The organism is Methylocapsa polymorpha, assembly GCF_045689225.1.
Classification (GTDB): Bacteria; Pseudomonadota; Alphaproteobacteria; order Rhizobiales; family Beijerinckiaceae; genus Methylocapsa; species Methylocapsa polymorpha.
The window spans coordinates 622,039-647,135 of sequence record NZ_CP136862.1; the positions used below are offsets into that span (position 1 = coordinate 622,039).

The window sequence follows — 25,097 nt, forward strand, 5'->3', positions numbered from 1 at the left end:
ATTCGACGCGAATGAAGTTCCTGCGGTCTTGACGCGCGGCATTGCGGCCGCCGCCGCTCGAAATTAATCTCCGCCCAAGACAAGGCGCTCGAACCGTTGCGGATCACCGGGATTACGCCCCGCCGGGCGCGAGCTTAAACAAGCGCCGGCGCAAGCATCAAGATCGAAGCAACGCTTTATTTTTTTCTTAGGAATTGAATCATCTTGCCCTTCATAATGCCTGCGCAGGACATGCGCCAACCGCGCGACAAACGCCAAGAAGACAAGATGCCGCTCGACGTCGTCGACCTTCGCTCCTTCTACAACTCGCCTCTCGGCGAGGTCGCGCGGCGTCTCATCGGAAAGATCGTGCGGGAGCGCTTTTCCAATTGCACCGGCTATTCAATCCTGGGCTTTGGCTATGCGACGCCCTATCTCGGGATTTTCCGCGACGAGGCCGTTCGCGTGCTCGCCTTCATGCCGGCCGAGCAAGGCGTCGTGAACTGGCCCTCTTCGGGCCATTCCGCTTCAGCCCTTGTCGAACCGGCGATGATGCCGTTGCCGGACGCCTCGATCGACCGGGCGATCCTCGTCCATTCCCTCGAAATCACTGAGCATCCGAGGGAGCTGCTCGCCGAAATCTGGCGCGTCTTGACGCCCGGCGGCCGTATTCTCGTCGTCGCGCCGAGCCGAAGCGGGCTTTGGGCGCGCATCGACACGACGCCTTTCGGGCATGGCCAGCCCTATTCGCTCGGCCAGTTGCGCGACCTTATGCGCCAAACCTTGTTTTCGCCGACCCATTGGGACGAGGCGCTTTACGCGCCGCCGTTTCGGCGGCGGACGCTGATCCATTCCGCCGCCATGCTCGAGCAGGTCGGCGCCTCGCTTTCCCTTCCCGGCGCCGGCGTCCTCATCGTCGAGGCGACGAAGCAGCTCTATCGCCCGGTTGGCGTGCGCAAGGCGGCGCAACGGGCCCTGCCCGGCTTTGAACCGAGGTTTGCGCCGGAAGCCATCGGGGTCGCGCCGGCGCTCCGAGTCGTGAAGGGAGCCGGACGTCAAACGCCCAACTTCGCGCCCGTAAGCGTATGACCGGCGCCCGATTTCAAAAAAACGCCTAAATCCGGACTTTCGCCTCCAGGCCGAGCTTTAGCTTGAAGCATTTGGCGACGAAAATCCCGCCGTGCATGAGGCCGGGGCCATCGATGCCATGCCCGATGCCGGTCGAAAGATGCCATTGGCAGGCTATGCCGGCCTTCGCCAGGGCCTCCGCCGAAAGGAACAGCGCCTCGGTCGGGATCACGTCGTCCTCGGAGCCATGGACGAGCAGGATGGGCGGCGGCTCGCCGACTGGCGTGCGCGCGCTCGCCTGGCTGAGATGCTCCGGCCCAACCAGAACCCCCGAATAGCCCAGTATGCCCGCCGGCGCCCGCGCGCGCCGAAGCCCGGCATGGAGCGCCAGCATGGTTCCCTGGCTGAAGCCGACAAGGACCAGCTTCGAATCGTCGAGACGGTGACGGTTCAGCTCAGAATCCAGAAATTCGTTGAGGACGGGCGTCGCCTTGTTGACGCCGGTCCAGCGTTCATTCTCGTCGCGCATGGTCAAGGGGAACCATTGCCGCCCGCTTGGCGCTTGGGCGCAGGGCTCCGGCGCGTGCGGCGAGACGAAAGCCGCGTCGGGCATGAGGTTCTGCCATTGCTTCGCGATCCCGATCAGATCGTTTCCATCGGCGCCGTAGCCATGCAGAAAGACCACAAGCTGTTTCGTCGCGCGCGATTTCGCCGGGACGCGCGGGCCGTCGATCAAAAGCGCCATGGGATGATCATCCGTATTGTCCGCTCGTTGGGGTTTTGCTCTCGCTCCCCCGCGATCTAGAGTATTTTCCGGCAAAGGGAAACCGGTTCGCCACAACCGGACGCGACGGCCGTCCGCGACGGTCTCTCCGGTCCTCGCGCGCGGCGACGGATCTCCTACGCGCAGATTTGCATTTACCTGCCGCACGGGTCGGATTTATGCTTGGGCCTAGGCCGGCGGAGCGCATTCGGACGGTTTGCCGCGAGGAGCGCGGCGAGATTATTTTCCGCAGCGAGTAATGAGGGGTTCCGCAATAAGGAGCCGTCACGAGGGGATGACCTGGACCTGCTAGCCATTCGACTTAGATTGGAACGCGCTTCAGGACGAGTTTAGAGGGCCGCTTCATGTATATCATCGCCCGCAACATCACGGGCCCCCGCCTGCGCTGCGAAGCCCTGATGGTCGACAAGAAAAGCTTCACGCCCTGGCCCCCGGTCAGTGAGGACGGCTGGCGGCGAGCCTATAAATTCCGCGACAGGCTGATGGCCGAAGTCGTGCGGATGGAGGCCGACCCAATGGGCGAGCAGCTCAAGGTGATCGAGGCGGTTTATATTCCGTGAGCTGAAGCGAGTCGATGCAGCCAATTGCGCGGCGTTCCATGATGTCGTGAATGCGCCGGTCATGGCTGCGCGCGCCGCTTGTCCGAATTGAGCGCCCATGCTCACACCCAGAATTTGTTGAACCGGCTGTGGTTTGGCCGAGGCATCCCAGTTTGAAATTCGGCAATGGGTGGATTTCAGCCAGTTCGCCCCCGGGCCTGCAATTTCAAAAGCGGTCATTCTGTCTATGGCGTGGCCTAGCCGTGAACGGACGGTCAGTTTTCAAGTTCGCGGGGCGAAAGAACGGACATTGCGGACGCCCCCGGATAATTGCTTTCTGCTAACAGGGCAGCTATCGCGCATAATTAGAGCCCATTATCGTTTAGGTCCCCGTCGCAGCGGCGAGAGTGTTGTTCGCCGGTTGCAATTAGGTCAAATATCTGAGTTAATCATGGTCGGAGCGGCATGGCTACAAGGTTCAAGGCGCGAGTCGCGCCTGCTGTTACAGCACCACTTGCTACGTGTGTTATACCGCTCCGCCCTTCTCTGAGCTGAATATGTCGCTGCGAAACGACTTCACAAGATTACAGAACGAAAGTCACCTTTTGACCGCACTGGGTATCGGAGAAGAGGCTTTTAGGGAGATCTTGGCGTTTGATCCCAGTGCCAAGAAGTATCCGGAAATTTCTGACAGCTGGTTTCAGGTTTGCGACTTGCCACCGTTTATCTGCCACGAAATACCCAAGAAAAATCGGCGACGCGGATTTCGGACGGTTTGGGAACCTACGTCTCAAAAGAACATATATAAAAGCCTTGCCCGGCGCCTTAACGAATTCCTTGGCCACAAGCTCAACGGTTTTCCGCATCCGCGAACCTTCGGCTATATCGGCGGACGGAATATCCGCGAGAATGCAGCAGGACACTGCGGCCATCGTCACCTGGTATCGGTTGATATTCTGGACTTCTTTCCTTCAATCCGCACAACGAGGGTAAGGAAGTGCCTTGAAACCACCGGCATCGTCCCGACCGTGGCTGATTTGCTTAGCCGCTTCGTGACAATAGATGACTCCTTGGCCCTTGGATTGCCGACCAGTCCGACTCTTGCAAACGCTATCTGCTTGCCGCTGGACATCGATCTGGCCGAACTCGCCCGACAGTATCCGGCGACATATTCCCGTTACGCTGACGACATCTCATTTTCAGGCGATGGTGAGTTGCCGTCTTTAGCAACGATTAAAGACGCCATTCAGAGTCATGGTTTTGAAATCGCGGAACCAAAGACACGGATCTCAAAACTTGGACAGTCCCATTATGTGACCGGATTGAGCGTCACCGATAAGGATCAGCCGCACGTGCCGCGGCAAAAAAAGCGGCGCCTGAGGCAAGAGCTCTACTACACCAAGAAGTTTGGCATCGACGAGCACTTCCACCATCTCGGGATCAATGACCCTCGTATGATTCAGGTCGAGGTCAACAGGCTGGACGGGCTGGTAAAATTTACCGCCTTCCATGAACCAAGGCTGGCCTCATCGCTGAAGACATTATGGGTCAAAATTCTTCAGGACAGTGGCTACAGCCCAAGCTTCGAGCCAAAAAATCAGAATCAAATTCCATTTTATATTTTCATTGATGAAGCGGAATACGCCCACCCGGACAATAAATGCATACTGGCTCTGGCTATGTCCGCTAGCCAACACCAGGACCTTATTCACCAAGCCACCGAAGACGTGCTGAAGGATGCATTGGCCGACATGTATGCGGCCGGAAACCGGGACGCTATTGCCAAGCGCGGCTTGCATTTTGTCGACGCGCATCCCGATTTGCGGAAGGCGTTTATCGAACGGATGCGGTGTTTGCCTTTTGAGGGGTACGTAGCGATGGCAACGCTGCCCAGTCCGGCAGAATACCAGAGCACTTACATTCGCTTGCTCAACGCAATGATCAAGCGCAGGTTAATGGCCGCCGAAAGCCAATTTGTGTACCTAGTGTTCGAGAAGAACAGCAAAGTGAACCAAACGATGGTTCGCGACGTGGTTAAGGCGGCTTATGCTACGCTCAAAGCGGAAAACAATCGTCACCCTAAAGGATACGCCGTCGAATTTTCAGGAAAGCCGAATCCCAACTTAAGTGTTCCGGATTTTCTTCTCGGCACTTTGGGTCAATTTCTGCTCTCTCGGCCCGATGTCGATGAGTCATGTCCAAACCGCAACCGGAAATTATTTGAGAGTCTTAGAGACAAATATCGACTGATATTGGATGCTGACACTTGGACGGAATATTCCCGCAGGCGAGAAATTGCGTCATGGCATCAAGTTACATGAATATGAAATTTATCGATCACGTGGGACTTTCCGATTGAACTCCCGCTTCAGGGCGGACGCAAACTGCCCCGGAACGACTGCCTTAAGCGCGCACCGGACATAGCGGCTCGCATGCTGCAACGTCCGAGAAGTTTCAGGATGGGCCAAAGAAGCCACTATCATGAAGGACCGCTCGGTGCTCGAAAGCCGAACTTTGAAACCGTGCCGCTATCCGGCCGGCGAATGCGGCCGATGCGGATTACATGGTGATGAAATGCAGTTGCGCCGCGCGCCCCTCACTCCGGCAAAAAATTCATCGCGACGCCATTGATGCAATAGCGCAGGCCGGTGGGCGGCGGCCCGTCGGGAAAGACATGGCCCAAATGGCTGCCGCAGCGGCTGCAATGGACCTCTGTGCGCCGCATCCCATAGGTTCGGTCCTCCGAGCTCTCGACCGCGCCTTCAAGCGGGTCGTTGAAGCTCGGCCAGCCAGTGCCGCTCTCGAATTTCCGCGTCGCCGTGAAAAGCTTCTGGCCGCATCCGGCGCAGGAAAAAACCCCGGCGCGCTTCTCGTGATTGAGCGCGCAGCTGCCCGGCGCCTCGGTGCCATGGCCGCGCAACACGTCATATTGCTCAGGGGTGAGAAGCTTCCGCCATTCCTCGTCGGTATGGGTCACCTCGAAAGTCTTGGTTTGCATGATGATCGCTCCAATCGGGCGTCGGATGGGCGCCTGATCCGTGGTCGTCAGGCCAGATCGCAACGCGCCATACATCTCTTGGCGGCGAGTGTGGCGAGCGGATCGATCCTGTCAAGGATGCGAAGCATCGGCTACGCCGACGCGAGCAAGGCTCGCGTCCTTGACAGGGTCGACTCCGCCTCGCCGATAATGCCGGCCGTGAGATGAATGGGGAAGTCCGACGACGGCCGAGAATTTCGCGGGGGCCTCGTCATTCGAGACGCCGCCTTCGGCGGCTCCTCAGGATGAGACCGTCGCGCCTTCCAAACGCCCTCAAACATCGAGGTTTGCGACGCTCAGCGCATTCTCCTGGATGAATTCGCGGCGCGGCTCGACAATATCGCCCATGAGCTTGACGAATATGTCGTCGGCGTCGTCGCCTTCCTTGATCTTGACCTGAAGCAAGGACCGCGCGTCGCGGTCGAGCGTCGTCTCCCAAAGCTGCTCCGGGTTCATCTCGCCGAGGCCCTTATAGCGCTGCATCTGGGAAATGCCTTTTTGCCCCGCCGCCATCACGGCTTCGAGCAGATCGCCCGGCCCTGAGACCTGCTTCTCCTCGCCTCGGCGCGCGAAGGCCGCGGGCCTTGCGAAAACCTCATGCAGGCTCGTTCCATGGTCATTGAGGCGGCGCGCCTCGGCCGAGGCCAGAAGCCCGGCGTCGAGGGTCGAGGCCTGGCGCACGCCGCGCAGCTCCCGCGTGAAGACATAGCCGCCATTCTCGACGCGGCCTTGCCAGCCGCGCTCCATGTCCTCGGCGAGCTCGTCGAGCCGCGCGGCGATCGTCGCGGCGAAGCCTTCGGCCTCGGCCTCGTTCTCGGGCAGAATGGGCCTCAAGCGCCGGCGATCGCCGCCTGCTCCACGACGGTGCGGTCATAACGGGAATGCAGGGCGCTAAGCCCCTGCCGCACGATCCGGGCCTCCTCGAGAATGGCGCGAAGGTCGGCGCCGGCGCGCTCGACGCCGCTCGCCAGACGCAGCACCGCTCCGTCGAGGCCATTGCCGATCAGGTAATCCTCCCGCGCGCGCTCATCCTTCAAATATTGCTCGGAGCCGCCGCGCTTCACCTTATAGAGCGGCGGCTGCGCGATATAGAGATGCCCGCGCTCGATGAGCTCGCGCATCTGCCGGAAGAAGAAGGTCAGCAACAAAGTGCGGATATGCGAGCCGTCGACATCGGCGTCGGTCATGATGATGACCTTGTGATAGCGCAATTTGTCGGGATTGAAATCGTCGCGCCCGATGCCGGTGCCAAGCGCCGTGATGAGCGTTCCGATTTCCTGGCTCGACAGCATTTTGTCGAACCGCGCCCGCTCGACATTGAGGATTTTTCCGCGCAACGGCAGAACGGCTTGATATTCGCGATTGCGGCCCTGCTTCGCCGAGCCGCCCGCGGAATCTCCTTCGACGAGGAAAATCTCCGCCTTCGCGGGGTCGCGCTCCTGGCAATCGGCGAGCTTGCCCGGCAGATTGGCGACGTCGAGCGCGCCCTTGCGGCGGGTGAGCTCGCGCGCCTTGCGCGCCGCCTCGCGCGCTTGCGCAGCCTCCACCACTTTGCCGACGACGACGCGGGCCTCATGCGGATGCTCCTCGAACCAATGGCCGAGCATCTCGTTGACGAGGCCCTCGACCGCCGGACGCACTTCGGAGGAGACGAGCTTTTCCTTGGTCTGCGAGGAGAATTTCGGGTCGGGAACTTTCACTGAAAGAACGCAGGTCAGGCCTTCGCGGCAATCATCTCCGGTGAGATCGACCTTCTCCCGCTTGGTGAGGCCCGAACGCTCCGAATAGCCCGTCACCTGACGGGTGAGCGCCGCGCGCAAGCCGGCGAGATGCGTCCCGCCGTCGCGCTGGGGGATGTTGTTGGTGAAGGCGAGCACATGCTCGTGGTACGAATCGTTCCACCACAAGGCGACCTCGACCACGATCTTGTCGCGCTCGCCTTTCATCAGGATGGGGTTGACGATGAGCGGCGATTTGGCGCGATCGAGATAGCGCACGAAAGCCTCGAGGCCCCCTTCGTAGAAAAGCTCCTCCCGCTTGATTTCGGCGCCGCGCGCGTCGGTGAGTTCGATCCGCACCCCGGAATTCAGGAAGGCGAGCTCGCGCAGGCGATGCTCGATCGTCGCAAAATCATACTCGACCATGGTGAAGGTTTCCGGCGAGGCCAGAAAGGTCACCTCGGTGCCGCGCTTCGGCTTGCCATCAATCTCCGGCGCGGGGCCAACAATTTCGATCGGCCCGACGGCGTCGCCATGCTCGAAGCGAATGACATGCTCCTTGCCGTCGCGCCAGATCCGCAGCATCAACCAGGTCGAAAGCGCGTTGACGACGGAGACGCCGACTCCATGCAGGCCGCCTGACACTTTGTAGGAATTCTGGTCGAATTTTCCGCCTGCATGCAGCTGGGTCATGATGACCTCGGCCGCCGAGACGCCTTCCTCGGCGTGAATGTCGGTCGGAATTCCGCGTCCGTCGTCCGTCACGCTAATCGACCCATCCGCGTTTAGCGTCACCGTGACCCGCGTCGCGTAGCCTGCGAGGGCTTCGTCGATGGCGTTGTCGACGACTTCATAGACCATGTGATGAAGGCCCGAGCCGTCGTCCGTGTCGCCGATATACATCCCCGGCCGCTTGCGCACGGCGTCGAGGCCGCGCAAGACCTTGATCGAATCTGCGCCATAATAGGCTTCTGCTTCAGGGATGCTGGGAACCGGAGGCGCGGCGGCGGGTTCGGCCATGGACTATGCGAACTTTCTGCTTATGGAGAAGCCTTGATCGTAAACTGCCACTATAGACCAAAATGGTCTGAAGGTCATGTTTTTTAATGTGTTTTTGCGTATCCGCCGGGGCATTTGGTCGACCTGTCCACATCTCGATCAACGACCCGATCCGTCCTTCGCGGGAGGCGGCCTCCGGCGCGCGCAAAATCGATTCCGGATTCGCCGGCTTCGCCGCCAACCCCGTTTTCACATGAGTGAAGGCCCCGCGAGACGTTGCGCTTGCGCAACGATCTCCGCCTGTGGCCTGAGACCTGCTTAGCGTGTTTCGTAAGCATTTTGTAGAGGAACCGACAATGACCGACGCACCCGATGCGCCCGAGGGATTTTTCATCGATTGGGACGGCAAGACCCGGCCAATCGACCAGCCGGGCAAAGGCATGCGCTGTGAAGTCGACAAAAAATCCAAATATGTCATGGTCTTGAATAAATACGGCGGGCTCGACCATGAATCGACTTGGTATCCGACCGTCGCAGATGTGGAAAAGGCCGGCATCAAGGTGATTCATGCCGATCTGAACGCTCCGATTAAAATTTCTTCGATCGAGTGACGCGGATCCCCCGTCGTAGGCCAAGCCTTTGTCGCCTGATCGGGAGGCGAGGTCTGCATCGAGGGCGTGATCAAACGAAAAGCAAAAGCCCGAGCGCCGCTGGCGGTCGGGCTTTTGCTGCACCTGTCACCGCATGAAGCGTGCTTATGAGAGTCCTTGCATCCGATCGCGGGCGCTGAGCCTCCGACTGGGATGAGTCGATTGCGGCCGGATCTGGAACTTGACGATCTGCACCGGAGCGCCAATAGAACAGGATGTCTCCGCCAATTTGACGTCCATGTCTCCAGGACCAGCTGAGAAATCGGCGATGACGGTCCCATCGGCCTTGGTCGCGCGGACAAAAAGCGGCACGCCGACGTCCTTGCCAGCAACAGGGCTCTCTACCGGCCTGATCGAATCGCCGTCGAAGGCGGGAGATTCAAGTTGGAATTCCGCGAGGAAACGATTGCGAAAGACTGATTTCTCCGGCGTATCGGGTTGCGCGCAAGAATAGACTCGGAGCGTCGCGCCGCCGAGCGCAGCCTTGATCTCGTCCACGCCGCAGCCGGCGAACGCTTCGGCAAGCTTCATCTCAAGAGGCGCTCCTCATCGCGAGCGGATCGGCGACGCTCCAGAGGAGAGGCGATGCGCGAACCAGATAGATCCGCGCGCCGCCCCGATCAGCGGAAAGTCAGGTCCTAGACCTTACTTTGTCTTCCTGGCGGCGAAATCGTCGTTCCAGGCATAGGTTTGCTCATGCGAGATCTGATGCGTGCCAATGCGCTCCCGCATCTTGTCCGACGGGCTAACCGGCTGCTTGCCATTGGGCACGCCAGGACGGATCTGCAGCTTGGTGATCTTGACCGGCGCATCCTTCGAGCAGGACACTTCGGCGAGCTTGATGTCGGAATCCCCCGGGCCCGTGCTGAAATCCGCGATCGTCGCGCCGTCCGGTGTGGTCGCGCGTGAGAACAGCGGCGTTCCGACGTTTTTCGCCGGAACCGGCTCGACCAGGGCGTTATCCCCATCGACGGCGGGCGAACCCAGGACGAATTCAGCGAGAAGCCCATTACGGATGATGGGATGGTTCGGCGTCTCGGGCTGCGGGCAGGAATAAACCCTCAAGGTCGCGCCCGCGAGCGCCTCTTTGATTTCATCCACGCTCTTATTCGCGTAAGCCTCGGCCAACTCCATATCTAGGTCTCCTGTTGTTAGGACAAGTGCAAAGCGAAGCAAATATCAGGCCGACGAACCGAGGGCAAGCCCCGACAAAGCTTCTTGAAATTTGCTTCTTTCCAGCGCGTTTTCCAGCTTCGTCCGGCGGCCGCATGCGCCTGCGGCGCTCCGGGCGGATGAGTTTTCATCGGCCCGGATCATGAGATCGACCACAGCCGCGCATTATTAGGCGGCGTGAGCTGCCGCCCTATCGCCAATCAAGAGTCCATTCGCATCCGCGCCGATCACGACCCTCTCGCCATCGTGGATTGCGCCGGACAGGATCAACTCGGCCAAAGGATCCTGCACGTTTTTCTGTATGACCCGCTTCAAAGGCCGCGCGCCATAGGCCGGGTCATAGCCCTTGTCGGCCAGCCACGCCCGCGCCTCGGGACGAAGCTCCAGCGTGATCTTGCGATCCTCCAGCAGCTTGGCGAGCCGCGTGAACTGGATGTCGACGATCGCCCCCATGTCCTCGCGGCGCAGGCGATGGAACAGGATGATCTCGTCGATGCGATTCAGGAACTCGGGGCGGAAATGCGCCCGCACCACCTGCATGACCTCGGCGTGGACGGCGCTCGAATCCTCGCCATCCTTCTGCAGCACCAGAAAATCGGCGCCGAGATTGGAGGTCATCACGATAAGCACATTGCGGAAGTCGACAGTGCGGCCCTGGCCATCGGTCAGCCGTCCGTCGTCGAGCACTTGCAGAAGGATGTTGAACACATCCGGATGGGCCTTTTCGATCTCGTCGAAAAGCAAGACTTGGTAAGGCCTGCGGCGCACCGCCTCGGTCAGGGCGCCGCCCTCTTCATAGCCGACATAGCCGGGAGGCGCGCCGATCAACCTGGCGACCGAATGTTTCTCCATATATTCCGACATGTCGATGCGCAGCAGCGCGTTTTCGTCGTCGAAAAGGAAAGCCGCGAGCGCCTTGGTGAGCTCGGTCTTGCCGACGCCGGTCGGCCCCAGGAACATGAAGGAGCCGATCGGGCGATGCGGGTCCTGCAAGCCCGCGCGGGCGCGGCGCACCGCCGTCGAGACCGCCTTCACCGCCTCGGCCTGGCCAACGACGCGCTTGCCGATCGCCTCCTCCATCTTCAAGAGCTTGTCGCGCTCGCCCTCGAGCATTTTGTCGACCGGGACGCCGGTCCAGCGCGAGACGACCTGCGCGACATGATCGGGCGTCACCGCCTCGTCGACGAGAACGTCGCCGCGCTTCGCCTCGATCTCGGCGAGCCGTCTTTCGAGCTCGGGAATGACCCCGTAGGCGAGCTCGCCGGCGCGCTGATATTCGCCGCGGCGCTGCGCCTGCACCAATTCGTTGCGGGCGCTCTCCAGCTGCTCCTTGATCTTCTGTTCCGAGCCGAGCTTGTCCTTCTCGGCCCGCCAGCGCGCCGTCAGCGAAACCGACTTCTCCTCGAGCTCGGCGAGTTCGCCTTCAAGCCTCGCCAAGCGGTCCTTTGAGGCTGGATCAGTTTCCTTCTTCAAGGCCTCCTGCTCGATCTTCAGCTGAATGATCCGGCGGTCGAGCTCATCAAGCTCTTCGGGCTTCGAATCGATTTGCATGCGCAGACGCGCCGCCGCCTCGTCGATGAGGTCGATCGCTTTGTCGGGCAGGAAACGGTCCGCGATATAGCGATGCGACAAAGTCGCCGCCGCGACGATCGCCGCGTCTGTGATGCGCACGCCGTGGTGCAATTCATATTTTTCCTTGAGGCCGCGCAAGATCGAGATCGTATCGGCGACGGTCGGCTCGGAGACGAAGACCGGCTGGAACCTTCGCGCGAGCGCGGCGTCCTTCTCGACATGCTTGCGATATTCGTCGAGCGTCGTCGCGCCGATGCAGTGAAGCTCCCCCCGCGCGAGAGCCGGCTTCAGAAGGTTCGACGCGTCCATGGCGCCGTCCGTCTTGCCGGCGCCCACGAGCGTGTGCATCTCATCGATGAAAAGGATGATTCCGCCAGCCGCCGCGGTCACCTCGCTCAGAATGGCTTTCAGCCTCTCCTCGAACTCGCCGCGATATTTCGATCCGGCGATGAGCGATCCCATGTCGAGGGCGAGAAGCTTCTTGTCGCGCAGGCTTTCGGGCACGTCGCCATTGACGATGCGCAAGGCGAGTCCTTCGACGATCGCGGTCTTGCCGACGCCGGGCTCGCCGATCAGAACCGGATTATTCTTCGTGCGCCGCGACAGAACCTGGATCGTGCGCCTGATTTCCTCGTCGCGGCCGATCACCGGATCGAGCTTTCCGGACCGCGCCGACTCCGTCAAATCACGCGCGTATTTCTTCAAGGCGTCGTAAGCGTTTTCAGCCGTCGCATTGTCGGCGGTGCGGCCCTTGCGCAGATCCTCAATGGCCTTGTTGAGATTTTGCGGCGTCAGCCCGGCCTTTTCGAGGATCTTGCCGGCCTCGGAGCTTTTCTCCATGGCGAGAGCGAGCAAAAGACGCTCGACCGTGACATAGGAATCCCCGGCCTTCTGCGCGATCTTTTCGGCATTATCGAAGATCCGCGCCGTCGTCGGCGCGATATAAAGCTGGCCGGCCCCCGAGCCCTGGACCTTGGGCAGCTTGCCCAAAGCAAGCTCCGTCGCGACAAGCGCATCGCGCGAGCTGCCCCCCGCCCTGTCGATAAGGCCCGCGGCGAGCCCCTCGGGATCATCGAGCAGAACCTTCAAAATATGTTCTGGCGTAAACTGCTGATGACCTTCGCGAAGGGCGAGCGACTGAGCGCTCTGGACGAACCCGCGCGTCCTGTCGGTATATTTCTCGAAATTCATGACTGATGCCTCCCGCCCACGACCCCGCTCCGAAGCAGCGATGGTCGCGGCATAATCGATTGCGCCCCTTTCGGCGGCCTCCGAAAGACATGTAGGGAAAAAACCTGCGAGCGGTAGGGTGCCTCGATAAGGAATGATTTCGCAGATCATCGGCCGCAAGCGGGCTATTTTGGAAGGGCCGAAGGATTAATTCCGCGGTCGCAGCTCAAACATGCCGCGCGGAGAGAACCTCAAGTAGAGTTGAAAGAAAATGCGGCAAGTCAAAAAGCCGCGTTTTGCGCGCTCCCGCACTAAAGAGGCCGGAGCGATTTCGATCGGGGGCGCTGTGGAGATGCTCTAAAGCGCATCAATTGGCGGGGTCGGAGGGTCGACCCGCAGGGACCGTCTCGCCTACACTTTCGCAGTTAGGCCATAATAAAGAAAACCCCGCCGAGCGGGGTTTTCAGGCTCCTGTCTATCACCACCGGCAGACGCGGCGTGGTCCCCATGGCGTTGGCTGGAACCAGCAGCGACGGCCAATGGGACCCCAGTTCCGGCGGCAGCCGCCCCAGGGTCCGCGATGCCAGCCAAGGCCACAGCCCCCGGCGACTTGGATCACGAGCGACGGCTGCTCCAAGCTGAAGGGAGAAGCAGGAACCGCCTCGGCCTGGGAGGACGCCAGCGCCATCGCAACGCCTGCCGCAGCGGCAGCCGAAAATTTTACGAACATGGAAAAAAACCCCTCTTTCGCCAATGCGCGACGAAAACATTATTCGCCGCTGCGCACAAGCAGAAGAATATGGGGAATCGAATTTCGTCACCGCGAAATAACGCGACGGGGGTTCGCTTCAATCCCCGACTGGATCCCTGGCGTTGCTCTCTTCGCCGCTCGACGCCTGATCGATCGCCATTTCCGCCTTGCTGCGGCGGCGGCGGCGCGGGCGCAGATGAAAGCCGTTCACCTCACGCTCGGATTCGGGCTGATCGACCAGGGCAGGGGGAAATGTCTCGACGGACGATTCGACTGCAAGCGCGTCGGATTGCGGGCGAACCGGAGCAGTAATGAAAGCAGGAAGGCCATTTCTCTCGATCTCTTCGACCGGAGCGCGCGATTCGCCGCGCGGCGCCCCGTCTCCCCGATAGTCGCGCGGACCGCGTCCGCCGCGCTGCCCCCTGTTCTCCTGCTCACGGCCCGAGCCATTGCCATTGCGCTCAGCATAGGGCCGGTCCGAATAGGATCTTTCCTGATAGCTCTTCTCTTGATAAGGCCGATCCTGACGCGGCGGGCGTTCGGAGCGTTCCGAACGTTCGAAACCTTGCTTGTCCGGATTGGGGTAAAAAGGGCGGTCAGGATTGGGCTGCTGACCGCCTGGGTGAGTCTGGGGGGCGAAAGCTGGTTGCGGCGAAGCCGCGAAGCGCTCCACCGGAGACGCAAACCTGTCGGGAATCCCGACGAAATCATCGCCATCATCGATTTCGTCCGCGCTGGCGTCGCCCGGCTGCCGCTGGTAGCCGACCGCGCTCTGTTGCTGCGCCTGCTGAGCCATGGCGATCAACCGGAAATAATGCTCGGCGTGCTGGAGATAGCTCTCCGCCGTGACCGGATCCCCCGCTGATTGAGCGTCGCGCGCCAACTGCAGATATTTCTCGCCGATATGATGCGCCGTGCCGCGTATTTTTACATCGGGCCCGCTCGACTCGTAGGAACGGGTCAAAGGGTTTGGTCCCTTGCGATTGTTGGGGCGGCCACGCATGCGCTTGTTCGTCTGTCCTGGTCTCATCGATGATCCTTGAGTGGCGTCGTAACCGCAACCGTCGAGCAACGCCGGTAAGGCGAGTCGTTCACGGTTCTTGTCGAACCATTTTTTCATAAACGCGAAGGCGCCAGCGGGTGTCAGGCTCTCCAGCCATTAACGACTGCGCTCGCGGCTTAGCCGCGGCGCTGATCTTCGACCCTCGATCCAATAGAGTCTAAGAGTCTGGGGACGTTTACCTCGGTAGCGCCGAGCGTCGCTTCGGAGCCGGAAGCGGACATCACACCTAAACCGCTGGCCGCAAAACGACCTTGGGAAAGAAAGTGGATCTCGACGCCTACCGCCGCTCTCTATCGGGAGCCAAAAGGTAATCCTTGGATGTGGAACCTAGCCGCTTTCGCGTGAAACGCCAAGACCCTTTTGGAAAATATCTCGATTGCGGAGATCGTCGTTGCTAATATGTCACGGTTGAGCTCGAGGTTCTGCTTTGGCCAGGATGATGCGTTCATGGCCGGCAAGATCAAGCCTCACCTCGCATGCGGCGAGGCGTGCGCCGCGCAAGAGCCCATCGACCGCCGCGCGCTGACCCGATCCGAGCTCGAAGGCGATCACACCGCCGGGCGCCAACAGATCAGCCAAGGCCGGAATGATCTCGCGATAGGCGGCAAGGCCGTCCTCGCCGCCGTCGAGGGCGAGACGCGGGTCGTAATCGCGCACCTCCGGCCCCAGGCTGGGAATCTCGCCGTGGGCGATATAGGGCGGATTCGACGCAATCAGGTCGAACCGCCCGCGCAAAGACCCTGTCCAATCGCCGCAAACGATCGCCCCGCGCGACGCGAGCCCAAGCGCTTCGAGGTTGCCGCGCGCGATCGCGCAAGCAGTCGGCGAAAGGTCCACGCCGACGCCGAATGACCGCGGCAGGCACTGCAAAAGCGTGCACAGAATAGCGCCAGAGCCCACCCCGAGGTCGAGAATCCGCCAATCCCTGCCGAGATCGCCGCCGACATGGTCGAGCGCCGCCTCGATCAAGGTTTCGGTGTCGGGCCGAGGATCGAGAACGGCGGCGTTGATTTCGAATCGCGCGCCCCAGAAATCCTTGTAGCCGACGATCCGCGACACTGGCTCGCGACGCAGCCGCCGCGACGCGAAGGCGCCGACAAGCGCCGCCGCGTCGCCAAGCGGCCGGTCAGGGTCGCGGATCAGGCCCGCATGGTCGATCCCGAGCGCGGCGCATAAAAGCACGCGCGCGTCGAGCTCGGCGGACTCGATCTCAGCCGCCGCGAAGGCGCGCGCCAGCGCGCGCCGCGCCTCGTCCCGCGGCGTGGAGCTTCCGACATCGACCGCCTCATCGGGCCGCAACCGCATGGCCTCACGCCGCCGGCTGGCTCGCAGCCTCGAGCAGAACCCGGGTCAGCCGGGTCGCGAAATGCGGCGCGTCGGCAGGCTTTTCGCCTTCCATCAGCCGCGCCTCGTCGAGGAGCAGCCAGATGATGTCCTCGATCTTCTGCTTGTCCGGTCCCCCGACGAGACCAACTAGCGCCTTGATCAGCGGATGCGTCGGATTGACTTCGAGCACGGGCTTCGTCGTCGCGCCAAGCTGGCCGTGCTCGGCGAGCAACCGCTCAAGCCGCCGATCCGGCCCATGGTCGGAGGCGACGAGGCAGGCGGGACTCTCGGACAGCCGGTCGGAGGCCCGCACATCCTCGACCGCATCGGTCAGAACCTGTTTCATAAGGGCGAAGAGAGTCGCGAGGCGCGCCGCGGGCGGCTCCTCGGAGGCGGCGTCTTCGCCCTCCTTTTTCTGCAGCGGAACGGACTTGATGTCGGCCGCGCCTTGCGTCACCGACTTGAAAGGCTTGCCGTCGAAGCCGACCGCCGTCGCGACCCAGAAAGCGTCGATCGGATCGGGCAAAAGCAAGACCTCGATCCCTCGCGCGCGAAACCCTTCGATCTGCGGGCTCGCCGCCAGCCGCTTCACGTCCTCGCCGAGGAGGTAATAAATCGCCGTCTGGTTCTCCTGCAGCCCGGCGACGTAATCCTTGAGACTTCTGCCTCCTTCAGGATGCGTCGAGGTCGCGAATCGCGCCAGGGCGAACAGGGCGTCGCGCTTTTCGGGATCCTCATAAAGGCCTTCCTTCAGCACGCTGCCGAAATGCTCCCAGATTGAAGCGAATTTCTCCGGCTCGCTCTCGGCGAGCTTGGTCAGCTCCTGCAGGATGCGGTTCGCGACGCCTTTCTTGATCGCGACGAAGATCGGGCTCTCCTGGATCATCTCGCGCGAGACATTGAGCGGAAGATCGGCCGAATCGACGACGAGGCGCACGAAGCGCAGCCATCTCGGCAAGACCTCGGCGTCATCCGTGATCAAGACATGACGGACGTAAAGCTTCGCCCGCCCCTGGCGCGCCGGATCGAACAGATCGAGCGGCCGCGATCCGGGGATAAAGGCGAGGACCGCATATTCATGGCGGCCCTCGGCGCGCCAATGCACGGTCAGCGCGGGCTCGTCGAACTGACGCGCAAGGTCGCGATAAAATTCCGTGTAATCATGCTCGGAGATCGCGCTCTTCGGCTTCGTCCAGAGCGCCGCGCCATCGGTCAGCCGGCGCGGCTCGGCGCCTTTGGATTCGACCAGTTCGATCGGCGCCGTGAGGGCGCTCAAATGCTCGCGCACGATCTGTTCGATCCGGCCGGGTTCGAGATAGTCCTTGGAGGCGTCATTCAGATGCAGGATCACGCGCGTCCCATGGACCGGCGCCTCTTCGAGCGGCAGCGGCGCGATCGAGAAACTGCCTTTGCCGTCCGAACGCCAAAGGAAAGCCTCGTTGGAGCCAGCGCGGCGCGTCAGGACATCGACGTGATCGGCGACCATGAAGGCCGAATAGAAGCCGATGCCGAATTGGCCGATCAGATCGACCGCGGGGCCCGCGCTCTCTTCGCCTTCCTTCGCGGCGCTGGCTCCTTGGCCGTCGGCGCTGACCCGATCGAGAAAGGCTCTTGTCCCGGAGCGCGCGATCGTGCCGAGCGAATCGGCGAGATCGTCCTCGGACATCCCGATTCCATTGTCCTCGATCGCGAGCTTTTGCGCGTCCTTGTCGATGCTGATCGTGATCGCGAAAGGCGCGGCGGCAAGCGCCGGATCGGCGAGCGCTTCGTAACGCAATTTCTCGCAGGCGTCGGCGGCGTTGGAGAGAAGCTCGCGCAGGAAAATATCCCGGTCGGAATAGACCGAATGCACCATCAAATGCAAAAGCCTAGCGACATCAGCTTGAAAGGCTCGCGTGTGGCCCGCAGCTTCAGACATTTCCAACATCCCTCCGGTTCAATGGTTTCGCCGATCGACAGCGGCTCAAAAGGGCTTCGCGCCCGCGCAATCGCCCCCTGCCCGCCCAAACAAGGCGCGTGGCCGACCATCAGCGCAGATATTGCGTTTGCGTCGCCGGGATGCAAGCGCGATCGCCCCAACCGTTTTCGCAAAGCGGGACGAAAGGCGGGATACGCTATGCGCCGGCGCGCAACATTTGGCGGCGAGCCGAGGATGTCGCAAAACCGTCAAGATAACGCTTGCCGTCAACGGTCCGGCGGGCAATTATCATCATAATGCGCTAAGAGAAGCGCCATGAGCATCGAAGACCCATGAGCGACTTGGAGCCAAGCGAAGATATTCGCGCCCTGGACTTCGCCGGACAGGCGAAGGACGCTCATCGGCCCGTTTCAGGCTCGCTCAGCATTAGCCCAACCGCCGCATGCGGCGCGACGGAGACCGTCTCTTTTGACCGCAACGAATTGCGCGAGATCCTCAATCTCTACGGCCGCAAGGTCGCAGATGGGGAATGGCGCGACTACGCGATCGATTTCACGGCCCAAAAGGCGGTTTTCTCAATTTACCGGCGCGCCTCGGAATGCGCTCTGTATCGGATCGAGAAAAACCCCAAGCTTGCCCGCAAGCAGGGCTCCTATGCGGTGGTGACGGCGACGGGGCTCATTCTCAAGCGCGGCCATGAATTGCGCCGAGTCATCGCGGTTCTCGACAAGCGCCTGAAGCTGGTTTCCGGCTGAGTTCACAGCGCCTCATCTGCTTGGACGGGCCGTCGCAAAACGAAAAAAGGCCCCGCTTGCACGGAGCCTTTTCGGGAGCAAATCCCTTTTCGTCAGTCGTTGCGCGAACCTGTCAGGAACAGGAGCGACTGGAAGATGTTGATGAAATCCAGATAGAGCATCAAAGCGCCGTTCACGGATTTCTTCGTCGCGACCTCGAAGCCGTCGCCGGCGTAATACATTTCCTTGATCGCTTGCGTATCCCAGGCGGTGAGGCCCGAGAAGATCAGGACGGACAGGATCGAGAGGCCGAACTGGAACCCGCTGCTCTGCACGAACAGGTTGACGAGGCTCGCGATGACGAGGCCGATAAGGCCCATGATAAGGAAGGACCCAATCGGCGACAGATCACGCCGCGTTGTGTAGCCATAGAGGCTCAGGCCGCCGAAAGCCGCCGCCGTCACGAAGAAGGCGCGCGCCACCGAACTCCCCGTATAGACGAGCAGAAGCGTCGAAAGGGACAGGCCCATCGTCCCCGCGAAGACGAAGAAAAGCGTCCGCGCGGCCGAAGCCGACATCTGATTGATGCGGAACGAGAAAAAGAACACGAAAGCGAGCGGCGCCAGCATCACGACATATTTAAGCGGGGTGCCGTAAAGCGTCACGCCAAACTGCGTCAGCGAGATGCGCCCCATATGGGCTGCCGCCAGCGAGGGATCGCTGGTGACGGCGAGCATATTGACAGCAAGCGCCACCAAACCAGTGAGGGCGAGGCCCACCACCATGTTGTTGTAGACGCCCAGCATATAGGTGCGCAGGCCTTGGTCGATTTCGGCGCGACCGGCCCGTGCTACGCCCTGCCCCCAGCGGGCGCCTGCGTTACGGTCGAAGTCGGACATGTTTTCCTCTAAATGTTTGTGGAGGCTTGACCGCCTCCGGCCGCTGCCTGTGCAGGATCAGCGTCGCAGCTAATATGGCGCAGCGGCGAGATCCGCACAAGGGCGCGGCGGATGAACTATCCTTAATCCAATCAGGGGAGATTTTCGAGATTTTCCCCGTTAAGCGCCCCGGCTAAAGGTCGCGCAAATAGGGCGCGGGCTTGCGGCCCAGGATGCGCCAGGTCCCGAGAAGCCCTAGGAAAATGGTGACGACGAGCGCCGCGGCGGCGGCCGTCAAGGCTTGCGGCCAGAGCCAGGCGAAATCGAGATTCATGACATGGCGCACGATCGCAAAAGCGGCTGCGCCTCCGGCCGCCATGCCGAACAAAGCCGTGCAAAGCCCGATGAGGCCGTATTCGTAGAGAAAAGCGGCGAGGAGGCGCGTCCGCGTCGCCCCAAGCGTCTTGAGCACGACGGCGTCATGCGTGCGGGCTTGCCGGCCCGCCGCCAGCGCGCCGCCCAAAACCAGGATCGAGGCCAGAAGCGCGACGCTCGACGCGCCCCGGACGGCGATCGCGAGCTGCCCGACGAGCTGGCTCGCCGCCTCGAGCGCGTCCTTCACGCGGATGGTCGTCACCGCCGGAAAGGCCTGCGCCGTCTCGCGCAGCAAAGCCAATTCTCCGCTGGAGTTTCCGCCATCGGGAAAGGTCAGCGTCGCAAGATCGCCATACGGCGCGCCGGCGAAGCTGTTCGGCGAGAAGACGAGCACGAAATTGATGCCGAATGTGCGCCAATTGACCTTGCGCGTATTGGCGATCTTGCCGGCAATGTTGCGGCCGAGGACGTTAACCGTGATCTCATCGCCAACCTCAAGCCCGAGCCCGTCGGCGACATCGCTCTCCAGTGAAATCAAGGGCGGCCCTTTGTAATCGCTCGGCCACCAGGCGCCTTTCACGATCACGGATCCCTCTGGAACGGATTCGGCGAAGGTGATCCCGCGATCGCCTTGCAGCACCCAGGCCGCGCTTGCCTTCGGCTGGGCCGCATCGGCGGCAAGCCCGTTGAGCTTGACGATGCGGCCGCGCAGCATTGGCGCGAAGGCGATTTTTCCATCCGGCGCATGGGCCTGCAGAAACTCGGCGAAGGCTCCGGCCTTCGCGTTCTGGATGTCGAGGAAGAAAAAGCTCGGAGTAGCGCCTGGAAGGCCGGCCTTGAGCTCGGCGCGGATATTGCCGTCGATCAGGGTCAATGCGACGAGAAGGGCGAGGCCGAGCCCGAGCGAGAGCACGACCGACGGCGTGAGCGCGCCGGGCCGATGGATATTCGCGACCGCCAGCCGCAAGGCGACGTGTCGCGCGCGTGGCAGCCGGCGCGCGCCCGCCATGATCAAAAGCGCGATCCCGCGCAGCAGCGCGAAGGCGGCGAGAGTCGCGGCCAAATAGATCCAGGCGAGCGTGCGGTCGGCGGTAAAGGCGAACACCGCCGCAATGAGGCTGACTGCGGCCGCCAAGGTAAAGACGATGTAGCGGAGTCTCGGCCGCGCTCGGCTCGGCTCGATTTCGTCGCGAAAAACGGCCTGCACCGGCGCGTCATGGGCGCGGCCCAGCGGCTCCATCGAAAAGGCGAGCGCTGTCAGCAAGCCGTAAAGGACCCCCTGACCGATTGCCGCCGGATGAATGGCGGGCGCGATCGGAAACGGGATCATCGCCCCAAAGCCCCAAGCCGCGACGAAAGGCAAAGCGGCGCCGATCACGGCGCCGATTGCAAGACCGAGGCTCGCGACCAGAAGCATTTGCGTCAACATCAGAGCAAAGACCGTGGAGCCGGTCGCGCCAAGCGACTTGAGGATTGCGATCGTCGTCCGCTTGCGCTCGACATAGCCGCGGATCGCATTGGCGACGCCGACTCCTCCGATGATCAGGGAGGTCAAGCCGACGAGGGTGAGAAACTGGGTGAAGCGATCGAGATTGCGGGAAAATTGGGGGGAGATATTTTTCCGCGTGCGCGTCTCCCAGCCCGCATCCGGGAAAGCCTTCTGGGCAGCCGCGACAAAGCTTTCGACCTCCGCGTCGCTTGCCGGCGACGCGCCGCCGTCTCCAAGCGCGACGCGATAGAGCCATCTGACGAGAGACCCGGGTTGCAGCAAGCCAGTCGCGCGCAACGCCGTGTCGGTCATCAAGACGCGCGGTCCGAATCCTATGCCCGCCGCGAGCTGATCGGGCTCGGCGACAAGCACGGCGCGCAATTCGAAATGCGCGTCGCCAATATCGAGACGGTCGCCGAGCGAGAGGCCAAGCCTTGCGGGCAATGCCGCGTCCGCCGCGATCCCATAGACGCCGTTGCTCTCTTCGAGCGCGGCGGACAGGCTCTGCGCCGGATCAAGCACGGCTTCGCCCGCCATCGGATAGGCGCGATCGACGGCTTTGATCTCGATGAGGGCCGCCTCGCCGCCCTCGCGCCGCGCCATGGCGCGCATGATGGCGACCCCGGACAGCCGCCCATGCGAGGCCAGGAAATCGCGCTCCGGATCTTTCAGCTCGCGCTGGGCGAGATCAAACGAGACATCGCCGCCCAGAATTGCGCGACCCTTGGCCGCGAGGCCGTCGCCGAGCGACAGCGAGACCGAGCCGACGCCGGCGATGGCCGCCACGCCCAGGGCGATGCAGGTCAGAAAAATCCCAAATCCACGCAAGCCGCCGCGAAAATCACGCAAGGCTGCGCGCAAAACCAGCGGCAGGCGTAATCTCTGCTTTATCGGCGCGCCTAGGGCGCTGGCGAGCCGGGACGCAGATTCGTGCAATTCCATGGGGGGCGGTTCCGCAGAGAGAGATGAACTTTGTGGGCGTTTGATCGCGGCTCATCCGCTTTCAGCATAGTGTACAGCGAGCCAGACGGTGGCGCGGCTCGCGTCGGTCCATTCGACGCGATGTTTCTGTCGCGCCGGAATGAGGACATGATCGCCCGCGCGCAAGACCATGATCTCCGCCTCGCCGTCGAAGCGCAGCCCGGCCGACCCCGCCAGCACCATGACCCATTCCGCCCAGGGCTGATCGTACCAGAACCCGGCGGGGCTCGCCTGTCCGCTGGAGACTATCCGCTCTATCTTCACATTGGCGGACTCGACGAGCGTGACGAAATGCTCCTCGCCCGCATCATCGGGCCCGAGTTCGACGAGATTAACTGGCGCTCCGGTCATGAGCGGCGGCAGGGAATGGACCGTTCAAGCTTGCGCATCGGCGTCCTTGCGGGCCCGCTGCCGCCAAGTTTCCGGCCAGTGATCATGGATGGCGACGCCGAGCAGCATCATAGCGGTGAAGAGAAATATTGGAGCGATTCCGAGCGCGAGAGAGGCGATCGCCGGTCCCGGACAGAGCCCCGCGGCGCCCCAGCCGACTCCGAAAATCGCCGCGCCGATCAAAAGCCTTCGATCGATGTCTTTCCTTTTAGGCAGGTGAAAAGAGGCGTCGAGCGCCGGCCGAGGCAGCCGCCGCGAAATAAGATAGCCAAGGCCGGAGACCGCGACCGCGCCGGCGAGAACAAAGCCGAGGCTCGGATCGAAATGGCCTGCAATGTCGAGGAAACCGCGCACCCGCGCCGGGTCGAGCATCCCGGAAAGGGATAGGCCGAAACCAAAAATCGCGCCGACGCCGAGCGCCGCGAAACTCTGCGCCCTTACATTTGCTTTCATGACGCCCCCAAGACGTTCATCACGGCGACCGTGAGCATGCCGACGACAAGGAAAGTCGCGACCGCGGCCATCGATCTCGGCGACAGGCGCGCGAGCCCGCAGACGCCATGGCCGGCGGTGCAGCCAGACCCGAGCCGTGCGCCGAAGCCGACGAGAAAACCGGCGAGCGCCATAGTCCAGAGCTTGGCTTCAATATGAACGATCGGCCATGCGCCGAAGCCAAGACGATAAAGGACCGGACCAAGGATGAGGCCGGCGACGAAGGCGATATTTCGAAGCTGATTTTCGCCCGTAACGCTAATGGCGCCGCTCACGACGGAGCTGACGCCGGCGATGCGGCCATCGAAAAGCAGATAGAGGGCGCTGGCGAGGCCGATCAGAGCGCCGCCCGCCAAAGATTGCAGGTAAGTCTGCGAAATGAAGCTAGCCATGAGCCATTCCAAAGTCCTTAAATTCGGTAAATTGGATAGAGCTTCTGCCGGAAAACGCCCCAGCGGGCAAGCTTGCGCGGCCGCGGCCGGATTCACGCGGTCAATTTCGGCCAGAGCGTCTCGACGGCCTCTTCGATGCGGCCGGAGCGCAGCCTGATCTTGCGGTCGCATTTGGCCGCGAGCGCGAGGTCATGCGTGACGAGGATCAAAGTGGCGCCGCGATCCCTCTTCAGGGCGAACATCAGTTCGATAATGCTCTGGCCGGTCGACTCGTCGAGATTGCCGGTCGGCTCGTCGGCGACGAGGATGGACGGATTGGGGGCCAAAGCGCGGGCGAGCGCGACGCGCTGCTGCTCGCCGCCCGAGAGTTGCGCCGGATAGTGCGCGCGCCTATCTTTGAGCCCGACCGCCTCAAGCTCCTGCGCCGCGCGCTCGAAGGCGTAAGGCGCGCCCGCGAGCTCGAGCGGAATCGCGACATTTTCGAGAGCGGTCATGGTCGGGATGAGGTGAAAGGATTGGAACACAATGCCAATTCGGGCGCCGCGAAACCGCGCCAGCGCATCCTCGTCGAGGCGGTTGAGCCCCGCCCCATCCACCTTCACCACGCCGGCGTCCGGCCGCTCGAGACCGGCCATGATCATGAGGAGCGTGGATTTGCCCGAACCCGAAGGCCCGACCAGACCGACGGTTTCGCCTCGGCTTATCGTCAGGGAAATTCCCTTGAGAATATGAACCCGCGCGGCGCCCCGGCCGAGGCTCAAATGCACGTTTTCGAGTTCAACCGCCGGTTCATTCACTAATGCCATTCGAAATCGCCCTTCAAACCCATCGAGACAAGATCCAGCGCCAGCCGGCGGCCCCGACGGCGCGATCGGAGCCTGCTCTATATGGGGACCGCCGCGCTTTTCTCCAATCATCGGCAGCCCTGCTGCTTGCGGCGGCTTTATATCCGCAAATAGCGCGCGCTGCGGAAGACTCTCCCACGCTCAAACTGATCGCCTTTGGGGACAGTCTTTCGGCCGGCTATAATTTGCCGGCCGCCGACGCTTTTCCCGCAGTGCTGGAAGCCGCGCTCCGCAAGGAAGGCTATCGCGTCGCCATCGTCAATGCCGGCGTCTCGGGCGACACCGCCTCGGGAGGGCTCGCGAGGCTCGCGTGGACCCTCTCCGACGGCGCCGATGGCGTCATCTTGGAGCTTGGGGCGAATGACATGCTGCGGGGGATCGACCCCGACGTGACGAAAGCCGCGCTCGACTCCATCCTGGCGGAGCTCAAAGCCCACGACATCAAAGTCCTGATCGCCGGCATGAAGGCGACGCCGAGCCTCGGCAAGGAGTACAAGGCCCGCTTCGATGCGATCTATCCGGATCTCGCCGCCAAATATGGCGCGCCGCTCTATCCGTTTTTTCTCGACGGCGTGGCGGGCGAGCGGGGCCTAAGGCTAAATGACGGCCTGCACCCCAATTCCGCCGGCGTCGACCGCATCGTGCAAGGCATTCTCCCGAGCGCCAGGGCATTCCTCGGCCAGCTTGGCGAGAAAGCCGTTGTCGCCCGGTAGAACGCGTCGTCCAAATTCAAGGAGCCGGCGCTCGGCGCCGAAAAGGTCGATCAATTTTTTC

Annotated in this window: 21 protein-coding genes and 1 pseudogene; 6 read left to right on the top strand and 16 right to left on the bottom strand. The window is 62.0% G+C overall.

What is annotated here, in order from left to right:
* Positions 1–267 precede the first annotated feature (267 nt).
* Complete coding sequence (locus RZS28_RS03025; RefSeq protein WP_407341028.1) at positions 268–1,068, top strand: class I SAM-dependent methyltransferase; 801 nt, start codon at positions 268–270, stop codon at positions 1,066–1,068.
* 25 nt (positions 1,069–1,093) lie between these two features.
* On the opposite strand, the gene RZS28_RS03030 is transcribed toward RZS28_RS03025, so the two are convergent.
* On the bottom strand, positions 1,094–1,792 hold the full coding sequence (locus tag RZS28_RS03030; RefSeq protein WP_407339735.1) for an alpha/beta hydrolase: 699 nt from the start codon (positions 1,790–1,792) through the stop codon (positions 1,094–1,096).
* A 383-nt stretch (positions 1,793–2,175) separates the two neighbouring features.
* Here RZS28_RS03030 and RZS28_RS03035 point away from each other — a divergent pair, with 383 nt between their 5' ends.
* Both RZS28_RS03035 and RZS28_RS03040 read left to right on the top strand, forming a co-directional pair.
* On the top strand, positions 2,176–2,391 hold the full coding sequence (locus RZS28_RS03035; protein ID WP_407339736.1) for a hypothetical protein: 216 nt from the start codon (positions 2,176–2,178) through the stop codon (positions 2,389–2,391).
* Between the two features lie 536 nt (positions 2,392–2,927).
* Positions 2,928–4,691, top strand: a complete 1,764-nt coding sequence (locus RZS28_RS03040) for a reverse transcriptase family protein (protein WP_407339737.1) — start codon at positions 2,928–2,930, stop codon at positions 4,689–4,691.
* A gap of 275 nt (positions 4,692–4,966) precedes the next feature.
* Here RZS28_RS03040 and msrB read toward each other — a convergent pair whose 3' ends face one another.
* Entirely contained in the window at positions 4,967–5,368 is a 402-nt protein-coding gene (msrB, locus tag RZS28_RS03045; protein WP_407339738.1) for a peptide-methionine (R)-S-oxide reductase MsrB, read from the bottom strand.
* A gap of 312 nt (positions 5,369–5,680) precedes the next feature.
* Positions 5,681–8,145, bottom strand: a pseudogene (gyrB, locus tag RZS28_RS03050) (DNA topoisomerase (ATP-hydrolyzing) subunit B).
* Positions 8,146–8,480: 335 nt separating this feature from the next.
* Here gyrB and RZS28_RS03055 point away from each other — a divergent pair.
* Positions 8,481–8,735, top strand: coding sequence for a hypothetical protein (locus RZS28_RS03055; RefSeq protein ID WP_407339739.1), 255 nt, complete (start codon positions 8,481–8,483; stop codon positions 8,733–8,735).
* A gap of 144 nt (positions 8,736–8,879) precedes the next feature.
* On the opposite strand, the gene RZS28_RS03060 is transcribed toward RZS28_RS03055, so the two are convergent.
* From RZS28_RS03060 to htpG, 7 genes are all read right to left on the bottom strand, one after another.
* Positions 8,880–9,305, bottom strand: a complete 426-nt coding sequence (locus RZS28_RS03060; RefSeq protein ID WP_407339740.1) for a hypothetical protein — start codon at positions 9,303–9,305, stop codon at positions 8,880–8,882.
* Between the two features lie 114 nt (positions 9,306–9,419).
* Complete coding sequence (locus RZS28_RS03065) at positions 9,420–9,908, bottom strand: hypothetical protein (RefSeq protein WP_407339741.1); 489 nt, start codon at positions 9,906–9,908, stop codon at positions 9,420–9,422.
* Between the two features lie 207 nt (positions 9,909–10,115).
* Positions 10,116–12,710 (bottom strand): ATP-dependent chaperone ClpB, encoded by a 2,595-nt coding sequence (gene clpB / locus RZS28_RS03070; protein ID WP_407339742.1) that lies wholly within the window; start codon positions 12,708–12,710, stop codon positions 10,116–10,118.
* A 457-nt stretch (positions 12,711–13,167) separates the two neighbouring features.
* A complete protein-coding gene (locus RZS28_RS03075) occupies positions 13,168–13,419 on the bottom strand; it encodes a GCG_CRPN prefix-to-repeats domain-containing protein (RefSeq protein ID WP_407339743.1) in 252 nt (83 codons plus the stop codon).
* Between the two features lie 118 nt (positions 13,420–13,537).
* Positions 13,538–14,470, bottom strand: a complete 933-nt coding sequence (locus tag RZS28_RS03080; RefSeq protein WP_407339744.1) for a DUF4167 domain-containing protein — start codon at positions 14,468–14,470, stop codon at positions 13,538–13,540.
* Between the two features lie 435 nt (positions 14,471–14,905).
* Positions 14,906–15,808: a peptide chain release factor N(5)-glutamine methyltransferase gene (gene prmC, locus RZS28_RS03085; protein ID WP_407339745.1), complete on the bottom strand. Its 903-nt coding sequence runs from the start codon at positions 15,806–15,808 to the stop codon at positions 14,906–14,908.
* A 4-nt stretch (positions 15,809–15,812) separates the two neighbouring features.
* Positions 15,813–17,747: a molecular chaperone HtpG gene (gene htpG, locus RZS28_RS03090; protein WP_407339746.1), complete on the bottom strand. Its 1,935-nt coding sequence runs from the start codon at positions 17,745–17,747 to the stop codon at positions 15,813–15,815.
* 332 nt (positions 17,748–18,079) lie between these two features.
* Here htpG and RZS28_RS03095 point away from each other — a divergent pair, with 332 nt between their 5' ends.
* On the top strand, positions 18,080–18,502 hold the full coding sequence (locus tag RZS28_RS03095; protein WP_407339747.1) for a DUF2794 domain-containing protein: 423 nt from the start codon (positions 18,080–18,082) through the stop codon (positions 18,500–18,502).
* A 92-nt stretch (positions 18,503–18,594) separates the two neighbouring features.
* On the opposite strand, the gene RZS28_RS03100 is transcribed toward RZS28_RS03095, so the two are convergent.
* From RZS28_RS03100 to RZS28_RS03125, 6 genes are all read right to left on the bottom strand, one after another.
* Positions 18,595–19,380 (bottom strand): Bax inhibitor-1/YccA family protein, encoded by a 786-nt coding sequence (locus RZS28_RS03100; protein WP_407339748.1) that lies wholly within the window; start codon positions 19,378–19,380, stop codon positions 18,595–18,597.
* A 172-nt stretch (positions 19,381–19,552) separates the two neighbouring features.
* Positions 19,553–22,165 (bottom strand): ABC transporter permease, encoded by a 2,613-nt coding sequence (locus RZS28_RS03105; protein ID WP_407339749.1) that lies wholly within the window; start codon positions 22,163–22,165, stop codon positions 19,553–19,555.
* 51 nt (positions 22,166–22,216) lie between these two features.
* On the bottom strand, positions 22,217–22,555 hold the full coding sequence (locus RZS28_RS03110; protein ID WP_407339750.1) for a cupin domain-containing protein: 339 nt from the start codon (positions 22,553–22,555) through the stop codon (positions 22,217–22,219).
* Between the two features lie 24 nt (positions 22,556–22,579).
* Positions 22,580–23,047 carry a DUF6691 family protein gene (locus RZS28_RS03115; RefSeq protein WP_407339751.1) on the bottom strand — a complete coding sequence of 156 codons (468 nt, stop codon included), beginning with the start codon at positions 23,045–23,047 and terminating at the stop codon, positions 22,580–22,582.
* Positions 23,044–23,478: a YeeE/YedE family protein gene (locus RZS28_RS03120; protein WP_407339752.1), complete on the bottom strand. Its 435-nt coding sequence runs from the start codon at positions 23,476–23,478 to the stop codon at positions 23,044–23,046. The genes RZS28_RS03115 and RZS28_RS03120 overlap by 4 nt, the downstream gene beginning before the upstream one ends.
* Positions 23,479–23,570: 92 nt before the next feature.
* Positions 23,571–24,284, bottom strand: a complete 714-nt coding sequence (locus tag RZS28_RS03125) for an ABC transporter ATP-binding protein (protein WP_407339753.1) — start codon at positions 24,282–24,284, stop codon at positions 23,571–23,573.
* Here RZS28_RS03125 and RZS28_RS03130 point away from each other — a divergent pair.
* Complete coding sequence (locus RZS28_RS03130; protein WP_407339754.1) at positions 24,278–25,036, top strand: arylesterase; 759 nt, start codon at positions 24,278–24,280, stop codon at positions 25,034–25,036. The genes RZS28_RS03125 and RZS28_RS03130 overlap by 7 nt on opposite strands.
* Positions 25,037–25,097: the final 61 nt, after the last annotated feature.

Excerpts from the sequence above, each read along its gene's own strand:
- RZS28_RS03025 (WP_407341028.1), top strand. The coding sequence starts at position 268 with ATGCCGCTCGACGTCGTCGACCTTCGCTCCTTCTACAACTCGCCTCTC.
- RZS28_RS03030 (WP_407339735.1), bottom strand. The coding sequence starts at position 1,792 with ATGGCGCTTTTGATCGACGGCCCGCGCGTCCCGGCGAAATCGCGCGCG.
- RZS28_RS03035 (WP_407339736.1), top strand. The coding sequence starts at position 2,176 with ATGTATATCATCGCCCGCAACATCACGGGCCCCCGCCTGCGCTGCGAA.
- RZS28_RS03040 (WP_407339737.1), top strand. The coding sequence starts at position 2,928 with ATGTCGCTGCGAAACGACTTCACAAGATTACAGAACGAAAGTCACCTT.
- msrB (WP_407339738.1), bottom strand. The coding sequence starts at position 5,368 with ATGCAAACCAAGACTTTCGAGGTGACCCATACCGACGAGGAATGGCGG.
- RZS28_RS03055 (WP_407339739.1), top strand. The coding sequence starts at position 8,481 with ATGACCGACGCACCCGATGCGCCCGAGGGATTTTTCATCGATTGGGAC.
- RZS28_RS03060 (WP_407339740.1), bottom strand. The coding sequence starts at position 9,305 with ATGAAGCTTGCCGAAGCGTTCGCCGGCTGCGGCGTGGACGAGATCAAG.
- RZS28_RS03065 (WP_407339741.1), bottom strand. The coding sequence starts at position 9,908 with ATGGAGTTGGCCGAGGCTTACGCGAATAAGAGCGTGGATGAAATCAAA.
- clpB (WP_407339742.1), bottom strand. The coding sequence starts at position 12,710 with ATGAATTTCGAGAAATATACCGACAGGACGCGCGGGTTCGTCCAGAGC.
- RZS28_RS03075 (WP_407339743.1), bottom strand. The coding sequence starts at position 13,419 with ATGTTCGTAAAATTTTCGGCTGCCGCTGCGGCAGGCGTTGCGATGGCG.
- RZS28_RS03080 (WP_407339744.1), bottom strand. The coding sequence starts at position 14,470 with ATGAGACCAGGACAGACGAACAAGCGCATGCGTGGCCGCCCCAACAAT.
- prmC (WP_407339745.1), bottom strand. The coding sequence starts at position 15,808 with ATGCGGTTGCGGCCCGATGAGGCGGTCGATGTCGGAAGCTCCACGCCG.
- htpG (WP_407339746.1), bottom strand. The coding sequence starts at position 17,747 with ATGTCTGAAGCTGCGGGCCACACGCGAGCCTTTCAAGCTGATGTCGCT.
- RZS28_RS03095 (WP_407339747.1), top strand. The coding sequence starts at position 18,080 with ATGAGCGACTTGGAGCCAAGCGAAGATATTCGCGCCCTGGACTTCGCC.
- RZS28_RS03100 (WP_407339748.1), bottom strand. The coding sequence starts at position 19,380 with ATGTCCGACTTCGACCGTAACGCAGGCGCCCGCTGGGGGCAGGGCGTA.
- RZS28_RS03105 (WP_407339749.1), bottom strand. The coding sequence starts at position 22,165 with ATGGAATTGCACGAATCTGCGTCCCGGCTCGCCAGCGCCCTAGGCGCG.
- RZS28_RS03110 (WP_407339750.1), bottom strand. The coding sequence starts at position 22,555 with ATGACCGGAGCGCCAGTTAATCTCGTCGAACTCGGGCCCGATGATGCG.
- RZS28_RS03115 (WP_407339751.1), bottom strand. The coding sequence starts at position 23,047 with ATGAAAGCAAATGTAAGGGCGCAGAGTTTCGCGGCGCTCGGCGTCGGC.
- RZS28_RS03120 (WP_407339752.1), bottom strand. The coding sequence starts at position 23,478 with ATGGCTAGCTTCATTTCGCAGACTTACCTGCAATCTTTGGCGGGCGGC.
- RZS28_RS03130 (WP_407339754.1), top strand. The coding sequence starts at position 24,278 with ATGCCATTCGAAATCGCCCTTCAAACCCATCGAGACAAGATCCAGCGC.
- RZS28_RS03125 (WP_407339753.1), bottom strand. The coding sequence starts at position 24,284 with ATGGCATTAGTGAATGAACCGGCGGTTGAACTCGAAAACGTGCATTTG.